This window comes from Chromobacterium alticapitis (assembly GCF_002924365.1).
GTDB classification, from domain to species: Bacteria; Pseudomonadota; Gammaproteobacteria; order Burkholderiales; family Chromobacteriaceae; genus Chromobacterium; species Chromobacterium alticapitis.
This window is the reverse complement of sequence record NZ_PQWB01000060.1, coordinates 1-6,308: the sequence shown is the minus strand read 5'-3', so window position 1 is coordinate 6,308 and position 6,308 is coordinate 1. Positions and strand designations below refer to the sequence as shown.

Sequence of the window (6,308 nt, the reverse complement as noted above, 5' to 3'; positions counted from 1 at the left end):
CCAAGCCAAGGTCACCGAATACGAATACGACGGCGCCGGCCGCCGCGTGCGCGAAACCGTCGACCCGGCCGGGCTGAAGCTGAGCACGCGCTACGCCTACGACGCGGCGAACAACGTCACGGCCAAGACCGACGCCACCGGGCAAACCACCCGCTACGTCTACGACAGCGGCGACCGCCTGCGCTACACCGTCGACCCGCTGGGCTACGTGACCGAACAGCGCTACGACGCGGCCGGCCATGTGACCGACACCATCCGCTACGCCAAGCCGATCAGCGGCAACCTGGTCAGCAGCCCCAACGCCGTCAATGGCGACTGGTCGATCGCGGCCAGCACCGTGACGTCGGCGCAGGCCGGTTTCAACGCCGATGGCAGCGCTATCTTGCAGTATGACCGGGACAGCTACGCCAGCGGCATGGTGGCGGTGCAGCCGGGCGAGACCTACAGTTTCGACCTGGACGCGATCCGTGGCGGCACCGACGACGGCAAGACCCCGGCGCCGTTCGGCATTGGTTTCCAATATTCAGCCGACGGCGTCCATTACCAGGACAACTGGGATATGGTGGTGCAGACCGACCCGGCGCAGGCCGGCGCGCAGCATCTGCACGCCACGCGAGTGATTCCGCCCGGGGTGAAGGGCGTGCGGGTGTGGCTGCAGATCGCGGCGGGCTGGGGGCAGACCAACCGCTGGTACACGCGCAATGTGGAAGTACGGCGGGTGGGTGATGCCAGCCCGGCCAGCTTGCCCGGCGCATTGGACGAAGCGGCGATCGCTCAGCGTTTGCTGCGCACGGCGCAAGACCAAGCGTCCCATATCCTCTATGACGCGGCCGGCCGCCCGGCATGCAGTGTGGATGCCGCGGGCTACGTGACCGAGCAGCGCTATGACGCGGCGGGCAATGTGACGGACACCATCCGCTATGCCAAAAAACTGGCGGACATGGGCCTGAGCGTCGATGCGCTGCAAGCGAGCCTGGGCGTGAATCAATTGCAAAACCAGCTGTTCGCCTCTCCGGCGGCTGGACAGGTGGCGGGTTGGGGCTATGGCGGCTGGCGCGCGGACGCGGAAGTGGGTGTCAATCATAACGCCGATTGGACGCTGGCGAGCGGGTTGGCAGGCGACAATACCGTCTATCTGCATCAGACCGGGCGCGACCCGCAAGATGCCTACCAGGAGCTGACGCAAAGCGTGCCGGTGCAGGCGGGCCATCGTTATGCATTCTCGGTGTACACCGGAGCGCACCGGGCGACGACGCAGCTGTACATCGTCTGGTTCGATGCGGCAGGCAAATGCGTGGGCGCGACGACGACGACGGCGGATTCGCAGAACCAGGCGGAGCAGACGGGCGGACCGAATCTATCAGGCTACAAGCGCTGCGTGGCGGACGGCGTCGCGCCGGCCGGCGCGGTACGCGGGGTGGCGACGCTGCGCAAATGCAATACCAATGCCAACAATGACGATTCCTGGCTGTTCGCCGCGCATGCGCAGTTCGAGGAGCTGAGCCTGGGCGCGAAGGGGCCGAGCGCCTGGCAGGGGCAGCTGATCGCCGATTCGCAAGACCAGCACAGCCGCACCATTTATGACGCAGCCGGCCGCGCGATTCTCAGCGTGGATGCCGCGGGCTATGTCACCGAGCGCAAATACGACGCCTCGGGCCATGTCACCGACACCGTGCGTTACGCCAAGTCGATTACACGCAATCTGGTGAGCAGCCCCAATACGGTGAATAGCGATTGGGCGGGCAGCGCGCAAAGCGTCGCCGCATCCGGCTTCCCGGGCGGAGGCGGCGCCATTCTGCAAAATGACCGGGACAGCTACGCCAGCGGCATGGTGGCGGTGCAGCCGGGCGAGACCTACAGTTTCGATTTGGACGCGATTCGCGGCGGCACCGACGACGGCAAGACGCCGGCGCCGTTCGGCATTGGTTTCCAATATTCAGCCGACGGCATCCATTACCAGGACAACTGGGACATGGTGGTGCAGACCGACCCGGCGCAGGCCGGCGCGCAGCATCTGCATGCCACGCGAGTGATTCCGCCCGGGGTGAAGGGCGTGCGGGTGTGGCTGCAGATCGCGGCGGGCTGGGGGCAGACCAATCGTTGGTACCTGCGCAATGTGGAAGTGCGGCGAGCGGGCGACGACAAACAGATGAGTTTGCCCGGCGCGCAGGATGAAGCGGCGATTCGCCAGCGGCTGCTGGTTTCGGCGCAAGACCAAACCAGCCACACCGCCTACGACGCGGCCGGCCGGCCGACCTTTAGCGTGGACGCGGCGGGCTTCGTTTCCGAGCGCAAGTACGATGCGGCGGGCCATGTCATGGCGACCGTGCGTTACGCCAAGGCGCAAGCGGGCTTGGCGCAGTTGGATGATGCGGGCGTCCGCCGGACGCTGCAAACCGACGTGGCGGACCAAACCACAGCTACGGTCTACGACGCGGCCGGGCGGCCGACCTTTAGCGTCGACGCGCAAGGCTACGTCACCCAGCGCCGCTACGACGCCGCCGGCAATGTGACCGACACCATCCGCTACGCCAAGCCGATCAGCGGCAACCTGGTGAGCAGCCCGAATGCCGTCAACGCCGACTGGTCGATCGCGGCCAGCACCGTGACGTCGGCGCAGGCCGGTTTCAACGCCGATGGCAGCGCTATCTTGCAGTATGACCGGGACAGCTACGCCAGCGGCATGGTGGCGGTGCAGCCGGGCGAGACCTACAGTTTCGACCTAGACGCGATCCGTGGCGGCACCGACGACGGCAAGACGCCGGCGCCGTTCGGCATTGGTTTCCAATATTCAGCCGACGGCGTCCATTACCAGGACAACTGGGACATGGTGGTGCAGACCGACCCGGCGCAGGCCGGCGCGCAGCATCTGCACGCCACGCGGGTGATTCCGCCCGGGGTGAAGGGCGTGCGGGTGTGGCTGCAGATCGCGGCGGGCTGGGGGCAGACCAACCGCTGGTACGCGCGCAATGTGGAAGTGCGCAAGCAGGGCGACGCCGGCGCGGCGAACCCGTCCGGCGTTTGGGACGAAGCGGCGATCCGCCAGCGGCTGCTGGTTTCGGCGCAAGATCAGGCCAGCCACAACAGCTACGACCTAGCCGGCCACTTGCTCGCCGTCAGCCAAGGCGATGGCAGCGGCATGCACCAAGTGGCCAGCTACACCCTGGACGCCTTCGGCAACCGGGTGCAAGAACAAGACGGCCGCGGCAATGTCACCGCGCGCGAGTTCGATGCCCTGGGCCGGGTGCGCAAGGAAACCCACGGCGAGGGCGATGCCACCGTCACCGACTACGACGCCTTCGGCAACGCCGTCAAGATCACCGACCCGCGCGGCAACGCCGGCTATTTCTACTTCGACGCGCTGGGCCGCCGCATCCTGCAGGTGGACCCGGAAGGCAGCGTCACCCGCACCGACTACGACGCCTTCGGCAACGCGCATCTCGTCACCCGCTACGCCAACGCCATCGATCCGGCGCAAGTGGCGGCCGGCGCGCCGCCGGCCATCGTCGCCGACACGGGCCGCGACGCCGTCACCCAGATCGAACACGACGCGCTGGGCCGGCAAACCCGGATCACCGACGCCGAAAACGGCGTCGAAGCCATGGAATACGACGCCTTCGGCAACAAGGTGAAGTACACCAACCAGCTGGGCGCGGTGTTCCGCTACGCCTACGACGGCGCCGGCCATGTGCTGAAAGAAACCGGCCGCGACGGCGACCACGATGACAGCGCCGTGCTCAGCACCAAGCGCTTCGAATACGACGGCTTTGGCAACCGCACCCTGCAAGTGGAAGCGGACGGCCAGCCGGAACAGCGCAGCACCCGCTATGGCTACGACAGCCAGAACCGCCTGCTCAGCCAGACTGGCGACACGGTGCACACCTATACCCTGACAGGCCCGGACCTGAAGCCGGTGGAAGCGGATGTCGCCCCCACTGAAACCCGCCGCTACGACGCGGCCGGCAACCTGGTGGAATTCATCGACGCCAATGGCAACGTCACCCGCACCGCCTACGACAGCCAAAACCGCAAGATTCGCGAGCGCAACGGCGACGGCTACGTCACCACCTGGGCCTACGACGGCAACGGCAATGTGAGCGAACAGCGCGTCTACGCCACGGCGGCAGGCCTGCCGGCCGACGGCAGCGCGCCGACGCCGACCGCCAGCGCGGACGACCGCGTCACCCGCTACGAGTACGACAAGAATAATCGTCTGACCAAGACCACGGTTCCTCAGCAATATGTCGCCTTGCGGTCTAGCAGCGGCGATTTTGCTTTGCCCAAGCTCGACTTGGTGACTGCCAAGTTCTACGACGCCAACGGCAATGCGATCCGCGAGACCGACGCCCGCGGCAACAGCGTCTACCGCTGGTTCGATCGTGCCGGCCGCAAAGTGTTGGAGGTGGATGCCGCCGGCTATGCCGCGGCCTGGACTTACAACAGCGCGGGCAAGCCGCTGCGGGAAACCCATTATGCGATAGCGTTGGCAGGGGTGAATGGGCAAACGACGCTGGATCAGGCGCGGCAGCAGCTCAAAGGCAGCGGCGATGACCGCGTCAGCGAGTTCGACTACGACAAGCAGGGCCGGGTGAGCGAGGAGCGCCGACTAAACGTCAAGGTATCAGCGGATGACGGCCTCAGCGATGGCCTGAGCACGGTACGTACCCAGTATCACTACAACCATCTGGGCGAGGTGGCGCAACAGGTCGACGCCAAGGGCGGCGTCACCGACATCGATTATGACGTTCTCGGCCGTGAAACTCGGCGGCGGGAGGCGGCTTATGGCGCCGACCAAGGCGGCCTGCGTCCGGAAACGCGTACCCATTACAACGCCTTGGGACAGAGCGACAAGATAGAGCGCGGCAATTTGAGCCGGCCTTCGTTTGTGAGCACGTATGGCGTGGGCGGCCGGCTGCTTAGCCAGATGGATGGCGAGGGCAATGTCACCCGCTACCAGTACGATGCGGTGGGGAACCTGACGCAGACCTTGCGGGATAGGCAAAATCCGGATCACTCAGTGGTGACGGACGAGTCGCGCTTCGCCTATGGCGCCGCCAAGCGGCAAACGGCCAAGCTGGATGTCGGCAGCGGGATCTGGCTGGAAACCAGCTATAACGCCTGGGGCCAGATCACCAGCAAGCATACCAGCCTGGATCACAGCGGTTTGCCGCAGGAGTTCAGCGAATACGACGGCGCCGGCCGCCTGGTGAAGGGCAATGCAGGCGACGTGACCAAGCTGTACGGCTACGACGCCAATGGCAATGCCACGTTGATGGTGGAGTCGGGCGACGACAACGGCGACAGCCTGCGCAACCAGTCCTTGGCGGACGTATTGAGCGTTATCGCCTTGCGGGCGAAGACGCCGACTCCCTTAGACAAATTGAGGTTGACGGTCAGCGACTACGACGCGCGCAACCAGCATGTCGCCACCTATCAACCCATTATGCTGAATGTCCGCGATCGCCAAACTGTGGTGCCGTGGTTCAGCGCGCGTTCGCAAACGGGATCGGGCGATATTGTGGGAGTGGGCGCCAACGGCAATTTGCGCGGCGCGGCGGATGCCATGCCGCTGGCGGTGGTGAGCGGCAGCTTTGGCGCGCAAGCTAATTTTGGCTCTGTGTCGATCAGATCGATTAATACGGTAGACGACACTGCAGCAGAGGTATTCGATCCCTCATATCGCTATTTGACTGGCGTGAATTTGGACCTGCATTTGCCGCAGGCCCCGGAGTATGGCTCAGGGCGTTATCGGGTGGTGGTGAATGGCCAAAGCGCCTGGGTGAATGCGAATGGAGGAGGCAGTCTGTCTATTGGCGGTTGGCCGCAGGAGTCAATCGGCACAGGATTTAATGGCAATTTCAATTATACCCCGTGGGGTTATAAAATCGAGGTCTATCGAGAGGTTCCCGGCAGCAAAGATGTATTGTGCTTTAGCGGCGGCGGGCAACTGAGCGGCGATCAGATAAAAACCGCCATGACGGCGCAAAGTGCGGTGGCTGCAGGTTCCAGTGTTGTGACCGCGCAAGACTACATGGGTAGTTGGTCTGGCGGCCATGTGCAGAATGGCTCTGTATCCGTACGGGCGAACAGTACATGGATTGAGGCAAATGAAAATACTCTGAAGTCTGGGCAGGCTCGAATTGAAAGAGCATATTTGGGTGATGTGCAACTGGACTTGAATCTACCTAGTGCGATTGAGCTGGGGTCGGGAGATTATCAAGTCGTGGTGAATGGCCATGCTGTTTCTGTGGGGGCAGGGGTTAGCAATCGCGTGTTGTTGAATGTGAATGAATATATTGGGACCGTTG

At 64.2% G+C, this 6,308-nt stretch carries 1 protein-coding gene; it reads left to right on the top strand.

The annotated features are described in order from the left end of the window. A partial coding sequence (locus C2I19_RS14185) for an RHS repeat domain-containing protein (protein WP_146056819.1) occupies nt 1-6,308 on the top strand: 6,308 nt, incomplete at both ends.